Raw genomic sequence first — 16,029 nt, forward strand, 5'->3', positions numbered from 1 at the left:
GGCTATGAACCCGGACAAGCGGGTGGAGCTCATTAAGCAGATCGCCCGCTACAAGCATGAAAATGTGCTCGGTGGGGTGACCACGTACCGCCCTGTCAATACGTTCGCTTGGCGCGACAATGTCGAATTTCGGCCGTGGCCGTCTCCCGGATCGTGGCGTCAGTTCCAGGAGGTCGGCTTTAAGCAATAGCCCGTCTTTCGCTCGCGACAAGCGGGGTAGTGATGAAGACAGCCTTTGGCCAAGGGACTTCTCCGCGCCTCGGTCAGCATTTTCGGCAGGAGAGTAAATATCGTCCCGGTCCCACGATTTTTTTGCACTGATGCTGCCGACGGTCGCTCCGGGTCACGTGATCGATGCCTGCGGAAGGAGTTCGCGCTGGAACGGAAAGCCCGGGAACGCTACCTGTGTTTCTCGGGGAGGACGATCCCAGACGATTCTGGTCACTCCCGTCGTTAGTAGATGCAGCGGCGGAACTCGTATCTGATCGGTAGCTCGCGACCATGCTCGTGGCCTGGACGGGAACACATCCGGATCGACTCGCATACTGCAGGAAGTAGCAGGCGCTCTTCTTGATAAGTAGTCGAGATCAAAAACATGTGGAAACTTGGGCCCGGTTGCCCCCCACCTGATCGAGGCGCCCGATCGGAATTCTCGGAGCGGCATTTATTGGCGAACGAAATCTCGAGTCTGAGAGTCTTGCCTTGGTTGGGACGAGTCCCCGGGCTTTCGCCGTTCACGGCAGATGCGCGGCAGTCGGCTTCTGGGCCGCTTCCACCACTAGTGAATTAATGCGATGACGTCAAAGACCAAGTTCCCGATCTGGCATCCGTTCACGCAACACGCGCTTCAGGGCGAGATGACGAAGATTGTGCGTGGCGATGGCGCTTATCTCTATACTGCGAATGGAGCTCGTATCATCGACGCCATCTCATCGTGGTGGGTTGTAACGCATGGTCACTGCCATCCACGAATTGTGAGCGCAATTCGAGATCAGGCAGCTAGGCTCAACCAAATCATCTTTGCCGGCTATACCCATGATCCGGCCGAGGAAGTTGCGACGCAACTCTTAAAATTCACGCCCGCCGGACTTGATCATGTCTTCTTCTCCGACAGTGGGTCCACAAGCGTGGAAGTCGCGCTGAAAATGGCGCTCGGCTATTGGCATAATATCGGCAAGCATCGAACTCGCATCGTCGTAATGCAACATTCCTATCACGGCGACACGATTGGAGCGATGTCGGTCGGTGCGCGCGGCGTATTCAACGCGGCGTACGGTTCCATTCTGTTCAACGTTACCACAATCCCGTTCCCGACAACGGGCCATGAGCAGGAGACTCTCGACGCGCTCGAATCTACCTGCCGAAATGAAAAGCCGGCCGCATTCATAGTTGAGCCGCTGATATTGGGAGCGGGTGGAATGCTGATGTACCCAGCTTGGGTCCTAAGCGAAATGAAGCGGATCTGCGAAGCCTCAGACGTTCTGTTCATTGCCGACGAGGTCATGACGGGCTGGGGCCGCACCGGAACACTATTCGCTTGCGAGCAGGCCAATGTCACGCCCGATATCGCTTGCTATTCCAAAGGTCTCACCGGGGGGGCGCTCCCACTTGCGGTGACACTCTGCCGCGCGGATATTTTCGACGCGCATTACTCGAAGGATCGTACGCGTACTTTCTTTCACTCAAGTTCATACACCGCCAATCCAGTAGCTTGCGCCGCTGCGAAGGCTAACTTGGATCTCTGGCAGGACCAGCGCACTCTCCAGCGCGTAGCTTTGGTCGCCAAGTTGCAAGGGCAGGCACTCGAGCCATTCCGCACGGATTCGCGCTTTACAAACGTTCGTCTGACCGGGACCATCACCGCACTCGATCTTAAGACGAGCAATCCGGGCTATCTGGCAAGCATCGGTCCAATCCTTGGAGCTATCTTCAAGGATCGAACTCTACTGCTCCGGCCGCTTGGCAATACAATTTACGTGATGCCTCCGTATTGCGTTACGGCGGCAGACTTGGCTGAAGTCTACGGCGCCATTAGTGACGCTGCAGACGCTGTGTAGCCGATTGTCGGCTGACTATCTGAGTCCGCGCCACGTTCATAGTCGATGAACTTCTGCGCCAGAGCGGCAAACCAGTCTAAAACGTGCGAACCTTAGCAAAATTTGGTCGATTTTCTTCGCCCGGGCCGGGGTAAATCGTTAGTTGCTTGCGCGGGACCATGGGCGCGACGGTCGGGCGAAATATCTGTGATCCAGCGGTATCGCGAGAATGGGCACCGTGGAACTGAATGGCGCAGCCTCTATCCTAAAGGAGGCGGGGCGGTCTCCAGGGGATGTCTTAGCGTAACGCAGCTCACGCTGCCAACGTGCCTTGCACGCTCGCGTGCTTGTTGCGTTTCGGTGGAATGGGAGCAGGCGGGGCGAGACATAAACTGAGGATATCTCGGTGGCGCCACGTGCGCTCACAATGCAAAGAGTTGGAGAGTGAAGAATGGGATTGTTGGACGGCAAGGTGGCGATCATCACCGGAGCAGGTGGTGGGCTCGGAGAGGCTTATGCAACGCTGTTCGCTAAAGAAGGCGCGGCTGTCGTCGTCAACGACCTCGGCAGCTCAGTCGATGGGGCCGGCGCGAGCGGTGCGGCTGAAAAGGTCGTGGCGAAGATCATATCTGATGGCGGTCGCGCCGTGGCCAATGGCGATGACGTTTCCACCGTAGCCGGAGGTGAGAATATCCTCAAAACCGCGATCGATGCTTTCGGCCAAGTCGATATCCTCATCTGCAATGCAGGCATCTTGCGGGACAGGACATTTGCCAAGACCTCGGAGAAGGACTGGGATCTCGTCGTGAAGGTTCATCTAAAGGGAACCTATTGCTGCTCCCTACCGGTTTGGAACTGGCTTAAAGAGAACCGTCGGCCCGGCGTCATCATCATGACTTCCTCAACGTCAGGTCTTTTCGGGAATTTCGGCCAGGCGAACTACGGAGCCGCTAAGGCCGGAATTTACGGCTTGGTACGAGTTCTCTCCATAGAAGGTCGCAAATACGGCATTCGGGTAATGGGCGTGGCACCAAACGCCGTCACTCGTATGTGGGCGGACGTTCCAGGCACCAAGGACAGCGAGTCCTATCCGATCCTGCGTCCCGAGAACGTCGCCTCCGGAGTGCTCTTCATGGCCTCCGAGTTGGCGGCTGACCATTCGGGCAAGGTCCTCGCTGTATCGGGGGAAGAGATCGCAGAAGTCAGGATGCTGATGACTGACGGCTTCCATCCCAAAGGACATTACACGGCGCAGGACGTGGCGGCTCGTGCATCTTCCGTGTTCTTTCCGGCAGACTTGAAGCGGGTTCCCTCTATGGATTAGTTGTGGATACATCGACGCCGGTCAACCCGAAACGGAAGTTCGCTGGCGCCGAATTTGAGTATTCAGCAACTCGTGCAGCAGAGCAGAAGTAGTACGCAACCAGTTGCGCTCGGTGGGTTGTTATCTATCCGCTCTCGCGAGAAGTGCGACTAAGATCGCGGCGGTTATCATTCTCATCCGCAATTGAGATTACAATCCAACGGCACCGATGAGGCCGCCAATGTAAAGATCACTGTTGCCGACGAGCTTTGCGATATTGCAAATCTTGTTGCCGGCGAAGCGGCGAAGCGGTGCGTTTGTCGCTTAGGCCTAATCCTGCCGTTGGACAGCGATTGCCGTCAGGTCTCCTTAGTGTTCTTTAGCGCCGCCGCACTCGAATCCTCCATATTGCCGCTTCACGGTTCAGCACAGTTATTGTCTAAGAGTCTAGCAAGCTATTGCCGACCTCGACAGTGCTCCCCACCGTCAACATTCTGCAGTCGTCGCCGATGGCATCAGGCAGGAGGAAGTTCGCCAGGTCTTCCTGCTTGTCTATGGCCTTCTCAAGTACTCCAGAGGTCGGTACTGACCACGTAGGCCGTCGTTACGGCTCTATGCAGTATAGCAGCCGTCGATCGCTAAAGTGTCTGTCGCATGATACCGGGACGCTTTGTTCATCACGGATGCTGCCGAAGATCGAATGGTTCGTCAAAGCAAATTGCGGCATCCTTCACAGGACATCGGTGACGAATTGCTCATCATGCCGGCGGTCATCTCACGCTTGATCCAACTTGGACGATGGCATTCACGGCGACGCAATATCGCGTCAACTCCACGCTAGCACAGCTTGCTGACGCATCGGCCGCAAGCATCTTCGTCAATCTCACTCAGATTGACCGGCTGTCGCGTTCATGCGGGCGATCGTGGTGAGGCGGTTGACTGGGCCCGATACGGTCCCAGTCATCTGGAAGGCAAAGTCGCACATTGAAGAGCGCTAGGATCTCTGAAGGAGAGCGCTTGTAGCAAGTGGAGGTATGAGAGAGCCGCCGATCGCGCAGTTGGTGCTGAGAGTCCCCGGGAGCGGACGTACTTGAGGAGGCAAGGTCGTCGGTCATCGTGTTGCCGGTCGCTACCTGAGCGATAGCGCGCGATCTTGCGATGTGCGGATGGCTTGCTAAGCAAATCTGTCGCTGCCGGGCACGGCCTCGACGAACGCACTGTTGGCAAGTGGCTCCGCTGATTTTTGTACGAACGCTGCGATGGTCTGTTTGAGGAGGGCCGGCCTGGCTGGCCTCGAACTATCAACGACGATCAGGTTGCTGCCGTGATCGCGCGGACGTTGCGTACGAGGCCGGCCGATGCAACGCACTGGACGATCGGCTCGATTGCTGCCGAAACTGGCTTTTCCAACACCACGATCCGCCGAATGTGGGCGGCGTTCGGCTTGCAGCCGCACCGTGGCCAGACATTCAAGCTGTCGAGTGTTCCCCTATCGTCGACAAGGTTCGCGATAGTCGGCCTTTACCCATCCCCACCGAACCGAGCTATTGTCCTCAGCTTCGACGAGAAAATTCACAGTCGGGCACTCGATCGCGAGCAGCCGGTCTTGCCACTGACGCCGGGTCTCCTGGTGCGTCGTACGCACAGCTATGTGCGGCATGATACGACCTCGCTGTTTGCCGCGCTCGACGTCGCATCGGCGTTTGTGATCGGAAAATGCGACAAGCGCCACGGGGTAGTCGAGTTCTCGAAGTTCCTCCAAGAGATCGACGCTCAAATCACAGAAGGCCGGATGTCCATATCGGTACGGCAATTGCGCAACGTACGCCTCCGCTTGCGGCCGCCTTGATTGACGGAGGCGAGCGCCGCAGGTCCTAGGGGTAATCCTAGGAGAAGCGCTATGACGATATCGCGGGCAGAGGTGATCACATCGGTAGAGCGGCGGCGGCGGTGGTCGCGAGATGAGAAGGAGCGGCTAGTTGCAGCATCGCTCGAGCCCGGAGCCACTGTTTCCGAGGTGGCTCGCATGGCCGGCCTTCATGTGAGCCAGCTGTTCCGGTGGCGTAAAGAGCTTTGCAGGCACGGTGAGACGAGTGTGGCGCCGTTCGTGCCGGTCGAGATTGGGCCGTCTGTGCCGGCGCGGGATGTGGCCGAAGCGCGATCGACGACGGCGTCGGCGCGTCGACGGAAGAGCCAGGGCATCATCGAGATTGATCTTGGTAGCGGACACCGCATCCGGGTCGATGGTGAGGTTGATGGAGACGCGCTACGTCGAGTTCTCGATGCCCTGGTGCGCCGATGATCCCGGTTCCGACAGGCGCGCGAGTGTGGCTCGCGACAGGCTACACCGATATGCGCAGAGGCTTTCCGTCGTTGGCACTCCAGGTGCAGGAGGTGCTGCACAAAGACCCGCTCAATGGTCATCTGTTCGTCTTCCGTGGTCGCCGCAGCGATCTTGTGAAGGTGATCTGGCACGATGGCCAGGGAGCATGCCTGTTTACCAAAAGGCTCGAGAGAGGCCGGTTCATCTGGCCATCGGTTGCCGGTGAACCGGTAACGATCTCGCCGGCGCAGTTGAGCTATCTGTTATCCGGGATCGATTGGCGCAACCCACAAGAAACCCAGCGGCCGACGCGGGTCGGATAGCGTTTTGTGGTTTGAATCTGCGGCTTGATCTGATTCACTGGCTTCATGATATCGAAGCCGGACGATCTTCCATCGGACCTTGCGAGCGCCCTGGCGGCGCTGCAGGCCGAGCGTGAGGCGCGGCTGCGAGCCGAGGCGGTGGCTGCCAGTGCGCTGGCGGAGCGGTCGGACAACGAGGCGCTGATCGCGCATCTTGAGCTGCGAATTGAGAAGCTCAAACGCGAACTGCACGGGCAGCGATCCGAGCGCTCGGCACGGCTGCTCGAGCAGTTGGAGTTGGAGCTCGAGGAACTCGTCACCACGGCGAGCGAGGATGAGCTTGCCGCACAGGCGGCGGCGGCGAAGACGCAGAACGTCCGTCCCTTCACACGTAAGCGGCCGGTGCGCAAGCCGTGGCCGGACGATATCGAACACGAGCGCGTCGTCGTTGAAGCTTCAACGACCTGCGCCTGCTGCGGTGGATCGCGGCTGGCGAAGGTCGGCGAGGATGTAACCAAGACGCTGGAGGAGATCCCGCGCCGATTCAAGGTCATCGAGACGGTACGCGAGAAGTTCACTTGCCGAGATTGCGAGAAGATCAGCCAGGCGCCTGCGCCGTTCCATGCCACGCCGCGCGGCTTCATTGGTCCGCAACTGCTGGCGACAATCCTGTTCGACAAGTTCGGCATGCATATCCCGCTCAACCGCCAGAGCGTACGCTTTAAGGCCGAGAGGATCGATTTGCCGCTATCGACGCTGGCCGACCAGATCGGCCACGGGACCTTTGCCGTCATGCCGCTCTTCCACTTGATCGAGGGTCATGTGCTTGCGGCCGAGCGCCTTCACGGCGACGACACCACCATCCGCATCCTGGCCAAGGGCAAGTGCACGACCGGCCGGATCTGGACGTATGTGCGGGATGACCGGCCGTTCGCCGGGCCTGCGCCGCCGGCGGCGGTCTATTACGCCTCAAGCGACCGACGAGGCGAGCATCCCCAGAAGCATCTGGCGGTCTTCGCCGGCATCCTGCAAGCTGATTGCTACAACGGCTTCGAGCCGCTGTTCGACCCCCAGAAGAAGACACTGCCAATTACGCCGGCGTATTGCTTTGCCCATGCCCGGCGAGGCTTCTTCGAGCTGGCTGACATCGAGAAAAATGCTCGGGAAGGCAAGAAGGGCAAACCGGTCTCCCCGATCGCACTGGAGGCGGTCAGGCGGCTGGACACGTTGTTCGATATCGAGCGCGCCATCAACGGCTGTGACGCTGACGACCGGCGCGCCCTCCGCCAGGAACAGAGCAAGCCGCTTCTCGACGACATGCACGCATGGTTGTTGCGTGAGCGCGAAACCCTCTCGCGCTCCTCCGAGGTCCTGAAACCTATCAACTACATGCTCAGGCGCTGGGAGGGCTTCGCCCGGTTCCTCGACGATGGCAGGATCTGTTTGACCAACAATTGCGCCGAACGCGCATTGAGAGGCATCGCCTTGGGACGACGCAACTGGACCTTCGCCGGCAGCCAGCGCGGGGCCGACCGTGCCGCCATCATGCTGACGATGATCACGACGTGTCGTCTCAATGACGTCGATCCAAAGGCCTGGCTAGCCGATGTCCTCGCCCGTATCGCCGATCTTCCTACATCACGGCTACACGAACTGCTGCCCTGGGAATGGAAGCTCCTGCGCCAAGGCGACAAGCCCGCCGGTCAGCAGGCTGCCTGACCTCACCCAAGCAATCATAGAGCTCACTGTGCCCGCGCGCATGCGTCAATCAGGCGGTCTTCGTCGTATGCTTACTGCGCAACCCCTCACGACACCCAAGATCAAAGCCTGGCACGCCCGCTCGCCGCATTATCATGTCCACTTCATGCCGACTTCTGCGTCATCGATCAATCAGACCGAGCGCTGGTTCGCCGAGCCCACCAGGAAACAGATTCAGCGCGGTGTTCACACCTCAGTCAGGCAGCTCGAGGCCGACATCCGTGCTTTCATTGGTCTGCTGTGTGTGGCGAACGTTAGAGTCACGTGACTAGAACCTCGTCGCTGAATCAAAGCAACCGTCCCAGCTGCGGCCGCTCGCAGAAAAAATGCTCGAAATTGGAATATGCGCCGAACTTCGCGCAATGTTGGCCAAAATTGGCGAAACGCGGCGCTACGCTCGGATAGCGTAAAGCGTCAATAACCAAGAATAAAACGAGAAGGGAGTGAGGCACGCCAAGGTTCTCCTTGTCGATCCTGGGTTGTCCGTTCTCGCCATTTATCGAAGGGCTGGGAGGAGTGAACGTTGCTCCGTTCTCGCCGCGGCTTGGGGCACACCGTCATTGCGCTTTTGTAATCGAATGTTGGGGGATCTAATGAAAGCATCTATTCTATCCTTGGTAGCACTTGTTGGCTTCACTGCCTCAACGCAGGCGGCTGATCTGAGTGATAACCTAAAGGCGCCACCGCCACCGCCACCGCCACCGGACACACTTACGTGGAAAGGTATCACTCTCTTCGGGCAGATGGATATCGGTTACGGCTACAATTCTATCGGCACTCCACTCGGTGGCTCTTGGTTTGGCTTAAACACCAACGTTCTTGCTGCTCCGGCTGGAACTAGGCCAATTTCGTCTCTGAACATCGCCGGCTACGGTTTCAATTTTATTGGATTGAAGCTCGAGGAGCCCATTTTCGGTGACTGGAAGGTAATCGGCCAGCTTGATACTGGCTTCAATCCTCTGACGGGCAGGCTCGACGACGCTTGCGCGACGATCATCCAGAATAATGGCCGGCCCGGTAATCAGCAAAGCATATGGGCAAACTCCGCCCGTTGCGGTCAGGCTATCAACGGACAACTGTTTGCCGGTGTTCGCAACGCAACTTATGGTACGCTCACAATCGGTCGCCAATCTCCGCTCGATTTCACCACCATGGTCGGCTACGATCCGATGACGTTCTCCACTTTCTCGCAGATCGGCTGGTCTAGCGGATGGGGCGGCGCTGCGGGTGTTGCCGATGCCAACAAATGGAACGAGTCGGTGAAATACGCCATTGGATATGGACCTATCCACGGCGCAGTCATGTACGCCCAAGGCGATCAAGATTCAGGCCTTCATGGAAATTCCTATGCAGCTAATATCGGCGGGAATTGGAATGGCTTTTACGTTGACGCAGTTTATACGGCGCTTCGAAATGCGGTGTCGACTTTTGCGTACGGCGTCGGCGGATGCGGTGTAGCTGGAGCTCCGAGCTGTAATACCTTGGGTGGCACCGCGCAGAACACTGAAGCATTTGCGCTCATGGGTAAGTATACTCTTAATCTCGCAGACGCTTTCAAGGGGGCGGGTCTTGGCGGCAAGCTGACATTTTACACGGGGTATCAGCATGAGGATTTCTCGAATCCGTCCACTCCGGTTTCTGTTGGTGATACGGTCAACGGCGGCTATGTGATTGGGCTAATCAGTAACACGTCCTATACTTATGGGGATAAGATCCGGAATATTGGATGGATCGGGGCGAAATATGAGACTGGCCCCTGGACTGTGGCCGCGGCCTGGTATTATGGCCAACAAGATTTCTACAAGGGTTCTTCCCCCACCTTGATGCCTTGCTCAGACACTAGCTCCTCGCATTGCGCGGGCCACTGGCAGACGGCGTCCACAGTCGTAGACTACGCGTTTAACAAGTACTTCGATGTCTACGCCGGTCTGGTATGGTCGGAGCTTAGAGGCGGTCTCGCCGTCGGCTTTACTACAGCAACCGCTGGTTACCCTACCACCCCGCAAACCACGTCTTTCCTGACAGGCATGCGCTTTACCTGGTAGGCCAGTTACAGAAGCTGTTTTCCTCTGCACTCAGCTTTATTAGGGAGCGTTCCGGCGCTCCCTAATTTTTCTGGCGCCGATAACAGCCGAATGCAAGTAACCGTACGTGTCGCGAGTTGCGGGGAGGGCCACTTTTCTCCGTCCTCCCCAATCCCTCTGCCGCCATGACATAGGAGTCGAGATGCGGCAGAAGAGAGCCGACGGGCAGAATCCCGTCCCATGGCATAGCGTTGCTCGACCGCGCGTCGGCGCTCGATCCGGGGCGCAGCGCTCGACGTTCAAGGGCAAACCTTGGCTAAACTTTATCCAGCATGATCCCGCTTAGGATTGTTGGCGCCAGCTTATGCCGTGCGATGAGTGGTACGACGCTGGCGCCGAGCTTCTGATGTTGCGGGGTACCTTTCGGTCCGCGAGCATCTGCCCCCGCACCGTCCACCTCAAATCGAGCCCCCGTGCTCGTCCAGGTCATCTAGTCTTATGGACATCCAAGGAATCTAGCTCGTGGGTAGATGGGGTAACGGGCCCCGGGGAGCCTTCCAATCCAGCCGCGCTGGCTACGGCGCTGTTGGATGCGCGCGTCGCGCGGCTGGATTGGAAGGCAAGCGGTCGTCCCTCACATTGATGGTGTAGCGGAGTCGGGGCCTAAGCCTCGCTCCAAGCATCGAGGAGAGACGACCATGGACCATTATGCCGGAATCGACGTGTCATTGGAATGCTCCAGCGTGTGCGTTGTGGATGCGAACGGCAAGATCGTTCGGGAGGCCAAGGTGGCCAGCGAAGCGGAGGCGCTGATCGGCTGGTTCCGATCGCTCGGGTTCGAGCTTGCCAGGATCGGACTAGAGGCCGGACCGCTGTCACAATGGCTTTATGCGGCGATGAAGAAGGCCGGCCTTGCCGTCGAGCTTCTGAAGACGCGGCACGCGAGCGATGCCTTCAAGGCGATGCCGGTGAAGTCGGACCGCAATGACGCCCGCAACATCGCGCAATTGATTCGGCTCGGCTGGTTCCGGCCAGTGCATTGCAAGTCGATGAGTGCACAGGAGACCCGCGCAATGCTGACGGCGCGCAAGCTGATCCAGGCCAAGCTTCAGGACTTCGAGAACAGCCTGCGCGGGATCTTGCGCGGCTTCGGTTTGAAGGTCGGCAAGACGACGAAGCGCAGCTTTGCAGCACGGATCGGCGAGCTGGTGGCCGGCCATCCAGCCCTCGAGACAATCGCCGCGGCGACGCTGGCGATTCACGCCGTGCTGCTGCGCGAGTTCAATGGTTTTGAGAAGCGGGTGCGGGCGATGTCGCTTCTGGATGCCAAAGCCAGGCTGCTGATGTCGATGCCGGCCGTGGGGCCGATCATCTCGCTGACCTATGCCAGCGCCATCGATGACCCAGCCCGCTTTACCTCGTCGAAGCGGGCTGGACCACTGTTTGGGTTGACGCCGAAGAAGTACCAGTCAGGCGAGACCGACTACTCCGGCCGCATCAGCAAAAACGGCGATGCTTCCGTGCGTGAGGCGCTTTATGAGGCCGCCCACATCATCCTAACCAAGCCGATCAAGGGCTGCGCACAGCTCAAGAGCTGGGCCATGCGGATCGCCAAGCGCGCCGGCATGAGCAAGGCCAAGGTGGCTCTCGCGCGCAAGCTCGCCGTGATTATGCTGCGCATGCTCAAGGACAACGTGCCGTTCAAGGCGACTGCCATGGCGGCTTAAAACAGGAGCGCACAGGTTCTCGGGCGGGTCACGACACCAGCCTTCCCGAAGCGAAGTCCCTTCGCCGGGACGATGGATCAGGTCAGGCCGTCATGCGGGTTGTCGACGCATCCGTTGATGCGATCACGCTTTCCGTAGATTGGCCGACCTGCTCCTCTAGAACCCCATCAGGCGACGGTCACAGCGCCGATCCCGTACAGAAGCAGGTTCCCGGCGAGCGGATGACACAAAAGGGATTGACTAACCAAGGCCCGTTACAGAAGCCCGCATGATCAGGCAACCTCCGAACGCTTACCTCAAGGTCGGAAGGAACTACCAAGATCTAGGTCCGCTTCAGACGAGTCGGCGATTCACTATGACGCAGGGATGCCGACCGCGATGGCGTTCCAGATGAAATTGCCGTCTTGAGAGCGGCACTGGCCGCCTAGCGTACAAAATGTTCTAGATCGCTGTTGAACTCGCGGTCGCCTGCGCGACTACAGTCGTTCCGTGGATGTTGAGGCGCGCAGCCGCCTCCCGTGTCATGAAGGAACTCGAAAGCGCTGCCTGATAATGCGTTATCCGCCTTTGTTACAATCAAGCAAGCAATCGGCAGCGTCTGGCCGACCGCCAGTCCATCGCGCGTCTTCAGGTCAGTGTGTTGGTACCGCGAGTCAATCGCGGTCCGTATCAGCGGCCATTATCGTCGGGGCGTACTTTGGTTCTGACTCCAACGGGATAGCGGGAAGAGATTCAGTCCGCAGCTTACCTAAAACAGGGACACTTGCAATTTCCAGGTTTTGAGACGGAATCCCCTAAAAAGCTCACTGCCATGCAGGAAATCGGCTGAGCGGCCCGAAATCGCGGCGCAAATATCTCTGGTGCGACGGTATGGTAGCCGTAAATTCAACAACCTGCGCATGAGCTTTGGATGTCCTTTCAGACTGCTCGGCATGAAACCTCCCATTTGGTTGCCATTGCTAGGGAGCGCCTACAAAATCTGCGTCGTCGCGATTTTGTTGCGGGCGCCGCGCTTATCGATGGCCGCTGGATTGCCGGTGAGCAACGAGACGTTGTGGTCGACCCGGCAACTGGAGAGGAAGTAGCGGAGGTTGCTCGTTGCAATGCTGCGGACATGGAAGTTGCGATCGCTGCAGCTGAACGATCATTTGATGCGTGGCGCGAACTATTGCCAGCAAGGCGAGGTGAACTTCTGAGGTCTTGGGCATCGTTAATGCGTCACCATTTGGAAGATCTCGCCGTCTTAGTCACTGTCGAGCAGGGAAAACCGATCGCCGAGGCTCGGTACGAAATTGGCTACGGTGCCGAATTTCTCGAGTGGTTCGCCGCGGAGGGTGAGCGCGCATACGGCGAGACGATTCCCAGCCATAAACCCGCGAGTCTTCTTCATGTGCGGAAGCAGCCGATCGGCGTCGCGGCTGCAATTACACCGTGGAATTTTCCCGTCGCCATGATCACGCGAAAGGCTGGAGCTGCTCTTGCCGCTGGTTGTCCGATCATTGCCAAACCTGCTCCCGAGACGCCCCTCTCTGCTCTTGCCATAGCGAGGTTGGCGGCAGAAGCCGGCGTTCCGCCTGGAGTATTTCAGGTGCTCGTCGGTGATCCCGTTGCTCTTTCGACGTCTCTGTTGCGCGATGCAAGGGTACGCGCCCTTTCGTTCACGGGATCCACTCAGGTTGGCCGACTGCTTTTGGAAGGCTCCGCGGAGACAGTGAAAAAGGTATCGCTCGAACTTGGGGGGCATGCCCCCTTTCTCGTCTTTGACGACGTTGATCTCAAGAAGGCTGTTAATGGCGCAATGGCCGCCAAATTTGCTACGTCTGGGCAGGATTGCTTGGCGGCTAACCGCATTTACGTGCAAAGGCGAATATATGACGCCTTCGTTGAGGCGTTTGCGACGGCAATGGCTCGGCTCAAGGTCGGCCATGGCTTGGAGCCAGCAACAGACATCGGTCCAATGACGAAGCTGTCGGTCGCCAACAAATGCAGGGCTCACATCGATGACGCTTCGGCAAAGGGAGCGCGAGTTATTTGCGCGCACCAGGGCGATAGACTGGGGCCAAACTTCGTTTCTCCGACGCTGCTAAGCGGCGCCACCGACGCCATGCTCATTGCTCGCGAAGAGACATTTGGCCCAGTGGCCGCAGTACTTCCATTCGATTCGGAAGACGAGGTTGTCGCCAGGGCCAACGCGAGTGAGATGGGGTTAGCAGCCTACGTCTACACCGACAGCCTGCGTCGAGCTCTGCGACTGTCGGAGAGCATCGAGTGCGGCATGGTGGGTATCAATACAGCTTCGTTCACTGGGCCGCCGATTCCGTTCGGAGGATGGAAGCAATCCGGACTCGGTCGAGAAGGTTCGCGGCACGGAATCGATGAATACATGGAACATAAGTACGTCTGCTTCGGCGATTTGGCGGCCTAGGAGAATTCGGTATGATTGATGAAGTTAAGAACATCGCTGCACTCGATCGCTCAAGCGTCCTTCACCCTTTCACTCAACTCAAGGAGTATGCGAGCGGCAAGATCGGTGATCCCACGATCGTCACTGGGGGTAAGGGGATTCGAATCGAAGACGCGCAGGGACATAGTTACATCGACGGTTTTGCTGGCCTGTACTGTGTAAATATTGGATACGGCCGGACGGAAGTGGCTGAGGCCATCGCGCGGCAGGCCTACAAGCTCGCATACTACCACACCTATGCAGCACATACGACCGAGGAGCTTGCGATCCTGTCGGATCGGCTCGTACGAATGGCGCCGGGCAAGCCCAGCAAGGTGTTTTTTGGGCTTTCCGGATCGGACGCTAATGAAACTCAGGCCAAGCTCGTTTGGTATTATAACAATCTACGTGGTCAGCCTAAGAAGAAGAAGATCATCTCGCGGGAGCGCGGCTATCACGGTTGCTCGGTCATTTCCGGTTCGATGACAGGTATGTCGTTCTACCATGATTATATGGATCTTCCGTTTCCAGGCATTTTGCATACCGGCACGCCGCATCACTATTGGGGCGCTGAGCCAGGTGAGACCGAAGAGTCTTTTTCTCGGCGGCGTGCAGCCGAGCTTGAACAGCTGATCCTGCGAGAAGGCCCCGAAACAATTGGCGCCTTCATTGCTGAGCCGGTGCTGGGCACGGGAGGAATTACGCCACCTCCCACCGGCTACTGGCGCGAAGTTCAGGCTGTCCTCAGGCGATATGACATTCTTCTGATCGCCGACGAGGTCATTTGTGGATTCGGCCGGACTGGTGCTGACTTCGGCAGCACGCTGTATGGGATGGAGCCAGATTTGGTGACAGTCGCGAAAGGGTTGACATCGGGATACATCCCCCTCTCTGGAGCTATCGTCGGGGAGAAGGTCTATGCTGTTATCGAGGAAGCGGCCGATCGGGTCGGATCGTTTTCGCATGGCTATACCTATTCCGGTCATCCGATTGCGGCCGCTGCTGCTAATGCAGTTCTTGATATTGTCGAAAAGGAGCGACTAAGCGACCGTGCACGGATTGTTGGCTCGCATTTCCAAAAACGCCTGAAGGAACGCTTCGCTCAGCTCGAAATAGTTGGCGAAGTGCGCGGCGTGGGCTTGCTCGGCGCCGTCGAATTCGTGGCGGATCGCCAGACGAAGCGTCAATTTGATCCCGAGCTCAAGGTGGGTGCCCGTATCTCGAAGGCGGCTCGAGACCGGGGGCTCATTGCCCGTGCAATGCCGCACGGAGATATTCTCGGATTCGCGCCACCTCTTGTTGTATCGGAGGCTGAGATCGATGAAATTGTTGATCTCGCCTATCGTGCGACAAAGCAAGTAATGGACGAACTCGCGAAGGACGCTTGAGGGCACGCAGGCACGACGAGCGAACCTCCAGCTCGGATTAATGTGGAGGTGCTTGATAGACAGTGCTGATACAACCTGAGTTAGGTCTCCAAGAGCCCGCGGCGATGTTCCGCCGAGGGCTCTTCTTTTTCGTGCCGCCCGAGTGCCGAAGCCTTCGCGCGCTTGGCGCACCGGACTTTTACGTAAGCTCGACGTCTAGACGAAGTGTGAGGACGCCCAGCGCTGAACCGCTGAACAAGTGCGTCAGCCGATCTTCAACGAGGGGCTCGATGCGTACGCACAGTACCGATCATGGCTGGAGCCTTGGAGAAGCGCCTCGGGGACGCGCTTTGGCGATATCGGACCAGGAAGAACATGAGCAGCAGTGCAGCGCTCTGTCGCGAATCGGATGAGCGGCCGGAGCGTTTCTCGACGCATCCAAACTCCCGGAGATTGAGGTTGCAGCATCGGTTACGCGACAGAGGTCTGCGCGAAAGATGGCGGCGGGTTCGATTTCATATTTGTTCGGGTTCGATCCCATCGCGCCAGGTAAAGTCCGCTGCGATCGTCGCGACGCTGTTCGATCTGGGGGACAAGGAGCTGCCGCGCCTATCGGGCAAATCCAAACTCGCCGAGGCAATCCGCTTGCCAGTAACCGGCATGAGGCCCACACCTCGCCACGCCTCGGCTTGCGCGCGATACAGCCTGGGATGAGCTGATCGGTGGAGGTGGAACGATGGCAAATG

General features: G+C 58.2%; 10 protein-coding genes and 3 pseudogenes. 12 read left to right on the plus strand and 1 reads right to left on the minus strand.

Annotation, left to right across the window (positions count from 1 at the left end):
- The 12 genes and pseudogenes from GGD63_RS40010 to GGD63_RS39540 form a co-directional block, all read left to right on the plus strand.
- Positions 1-190 (plus strand): annotated as a pseudogene (locus GGD63_RS40010) (ABC transporter substrate-binding protein); the annotation flags it as partial.
- A 604-nt stretch (positions 191-794) separates the two neighbouring features.
- Positions 795-2,057 carry an adenosylmethionine--8-amino-7-oxononanoate transaminase gene (locus GGD63_RS39490; RefSeq protein ID WP_183250592.1) on the plus strand — a complete coding sequence of 421 codons (1,263 nt, stop codon included), beginning with the start codon at positions 795-797 and terminating at the stop codon, positions 2,055-2,057.
- 430 nt (positions 2,058-2,487) lie between these two features.
- On the plus strand, positions 2,488-3,360 hold the full coding sequence (locus GGD63_RS39495) for an SDR family NAD(P)-dependent oxidoreductase (RefSeq protein WP_183250593.1): 873 nt from the start codon (positions 2,488-2,490) through the stop codon (positions 3,358-3,360).
- A 1,013-nt stretch (positions 3,361-4,373) separates the two neighbouring features.
- Positions 4,374-5,128 (plus strand): annotated as a pseudogene (locus GGD63_RS39500) (IS630 family transposase); the annotation flags it as partial.
- Between the two features lie 111 nt (positions 5,129-5,239).
- Positions 5,240-5,641, plus strand: a complete 402-nt coding sequence (tnpA, locus tag GGD63_RS39505) for an IS66-like element accessory protein TnpA (protein ID WP_183250594.1) — start codon at positions 5,240-5,242, stop codon at positions 5,639-5,641.
- Entirely contained in the window at positions 5,638-5,985 is a 348-nt protein-coding gene (gene tnpB, locus GGD63_RS39510) for an IS66 family insertion sequence element accessory protein TnpB (RefSeq protein WP_183250595.1), read from the plus strand. Before tnpA ends, tnpB begins: the two co-directional genes overlap by 4 nt.
- 45 nt (positions 5,986-6,030) lie before the next feature.
- A complete protein-coding gene (gene tnpC / locus GGD63_RS39515; RefSeq protein WP_183250596.1) occupies positions 6,031-7,683 on the plus strand; it encodes an IS66 family transposase in 1,653 nt (550 codons plus the stop codon).
- A gap of 91 nt (positions 7,684-7,774) precedes the next feature.
- Positions 7,775-7,990 (plus strand): annotated as a pseudogene (locus tag GGD63_RS39520) (hypothetical protein); the annotation flags it as partial.
- A 325-nt stretch (positions 7,991-8,315) separates the two neighbouring features.
- Positions 8,316-9,767, plus strand: coding sequence for a porin (locus tag GGD63_RS39525; protein ID WP_183250597.1), 1,452 nt, complete (start codon positions 8,316-8,318; stop codon positions 9,765-9,767).
- A 677-nt stretch (positions 9,768-10,444) separates the two neighbouring features.
- Positions 10,445-11,473, plus strand: a complete 1,029-nt coding sequence (locus GGD63_RS39530; RefSeq protein WP_183250600.1) for an IS110 family transposase — start codon at positions 10,445-10,447, stop codon at positions 11,471-11,473.
- Between the two features lie 910 nt (positions 11,474-12,383).
- Positions 12,384-13,898 carry an NAD-dependent succinate-semialdehyde dehydrogenase gene (locus tag GGD63_RS39535; protein WP_183250598.1) on the plus strand — a complete coding sequence of 505 codons (1,515 nt, stop codon included), beginning with the start codon at positions 12,384-12,386 and terminating at the stop codon, positions 13,896-13,898.
- A gap of 11 nt (positions 13,899-13,909) precedes the next feature.
- Positions 13,910-15,304, plus strand: a complete 1,395-nt coding sequence (locus GGD63_RS39540) for an aminotransferase (protein WP_183250599.1) — start codon at positions 13,910-13,912, stop codon at positions 15,302-15,304.
- 494 nt (positions 15,305-15,798) lie between these two features.
- On the opposite strand, the gene GGD63_RS40015 is transcribed toward GGD63_RS39540, so the two are convergent.
- A partial coding sequence (locus GGD63_RS40015) for a hypothetical protein (RefSeq protein WP_210316158.1) occupies positions 15,799-16,029 on the minus strand: 231 nt, incomplete at its 5' end.

Source organism: Bradyrhizobium sp. cir1 (assembly GCF_014198245.1).
Classification (GTDB): Bacteria; Pseudomonadota; Alphaproteobacteria; order Rhizobiales; family Xanthobacteraceae; genus Bradyrhizobium.